General features: G+C 47.8%; 2 pseudogenes. One reads left to right on the top strand and one right to left on the bottom strand.

What is annotated here, in order from left to right:
- Window positions 1-293: 293 nt before the first annotated feature.
- Window positions 294-1,316: pseudogene (locus NXS07_RS19750) on the top strand (IS110 family RNA-guided transposase).
- A gap of 260 nt (window positions 1,317-1,576) precedes the next feature.
- Here NXS07_RS19750 and NXS07_RS19745 read toward each other — a convergent pair.
- Window positions 1,577-1,891, bottom strand: a pseudogene (locus NXS07_RS19745) (IS6 family transposase); the annotation flags it as partial.

Genomic DNA, 1,891 nt, shown 5'->3' with positions numbered 1-1,891 from the left:
GAAAAAGCAGTGGGAACAGCTGACAGCACGCCATAAAGGGGGGAAAGTCGGTGTTTGTGCAGTGATGCGTAAACTCTGGTTCTGTCGCATTAACAGAGCGCTAGCAAGAGAAAATGATGTAATTGTTTTTTATGCAGCCAATTGATAGAAAAAGTCGGCGGGTGAAAGAAAACACTCTGGTTCTTGCGGATATTGTCCTTAACGAATGAAAGGGACTTTCCCCTCGATTGGATTGCTGTATTGATATTCCGTGCCATCATGGGGAGTAACCAAAATATGACAGGGGAATTATTATGACCATCGCAACTATTGGTATCGATCTCGCAAAAAATGTCTTTGCTGTTCATGGCGTTGACCACAATGGCAAAACTGTTCTGGTAAAACCCAGAGTATCACGGGCTGCTCTTCCTGAACTTATCGCCAGTTTGCCATCCTGTGTGATCGGGATGGAGGCCTGCTCCGGTGCCCACTACTGGGCAAGATTATTCCGTCAATATGGTCACGATGTCCGGCTGATGGCGCCGAAATTCGTCTCACCCTACCGTATGGCGGGTAAGAGCGGGAAAAACGATGCAGCAGACGCCCAGGCAATTTGTGAAGCCGTGCAACGGCCACATATGCGATTTGTGCCGGTCAAAGACGAGAATCAGCAGGCTATGCAGTGTTTACACCGGACGAGGCAAGGGTTTATCGAAGAGAAAACAGCAACGTATAACCGCCTCCGGGGGCTGATATCTGAGTTTGGTGTTATTGCCCCACAAAGCACTGATGCTCTGCGTTACATCGTCTCTGACCAGAAGGAAACCCTGCCAGTGCAGGTCAGGCAGTGAGTTGATGACCTGTTGGAACATATTACCAATATTGAAGAAAAAATCGCTGAATATGACCGAATTTTATCTCGAGTGGCTAAAACGGATCTCCGTAGCCAACAGTTGATGGAGCTGAAAGGTATTGGTCCCACAACTGCCAGTGCGCTGGTAGCCAGTATCGGTAATGCACATGATTTTAAGAACGGGCGTCAACTGGCCGCCTGGCTGGGGCTAACACCATCGCAATACAGTAGCGGCGGAAAATCAAAACTTGGCAGGATAACAAAAGCAGGTGACTCATACCTGCGAACGCTACTGGTACAGGGTGCCCGTTCCGTCCTGATCGGCGCTGAAAAAAGAACAGATTCGTTCAGCTGCTGGGTCTGTTCACTGGTTGAGCGAAGAGGATACTGGCGGGCTGTCGTAGCCATTGCCGCCAAGAACGCAAGGCTGTGCTGGGCATCATTGCATTATGGTGATGATTTCAAGCTTTACTCAGCTCATTGATAACGCGAAACAGAGTAATCATCTGACCTGCAGCTCGTTGATGGTAAAGGGTTAGACCCCGTGAGATATATCTGTGTATTGTACTGGATACATGTATCCGTTTAACGAACAAGAATCTCACGCGCGTCTTTCATCAGAGTCCGAATCGACAGTGATTCATCATGGCCGTTTATAGTACCGCAATCTTATCCCTTTATTTCATTGAAGACCAGGCAGAAACCAAAAATACCGGTGTTGACCTGCCGGGGAAGTCCTTATAGTAACATACTGACCAATTCAATACCGCTCAATAACGTTTGAGCTCGCCGGAAATGTTTAAATCCCAGCATGGGATGTATTCGCCGTTTGATGTTGCGGTGATCCTGTTCAATCAGATTATTGAGGTATTTGTTTTGCCGGATAACAATGGCTTCCTCTTTTGGCTTTCCTTGATTTAATTCATCCACTGCAGCTTTATTGGCGCCACTTTTATCCATTGTCACCACGTCCGGTTGGCCATGCTGACGCATCGCCTTTTTGAAGAAACGCAAGGCCGACGACTTATCCCGACGAGCCGTCAACAAAAAATCCACTGT

Source organism: Xenorhabdus bovienii, from assembly GCF_024721015.1.
In the GTDB taxonomy this organism is placed as follows: Bacteria; Pseudomonadota; Gammaproteobacteria; order Enterobacterales; family Enterobacteriaceae; genus Xenorhabdus; species Xenorhabdus bovienii.
Note: the sequence above shows the minus strand (reverse complement) of the source record. Positions and strands in the feature narration are given on the sequence as shown.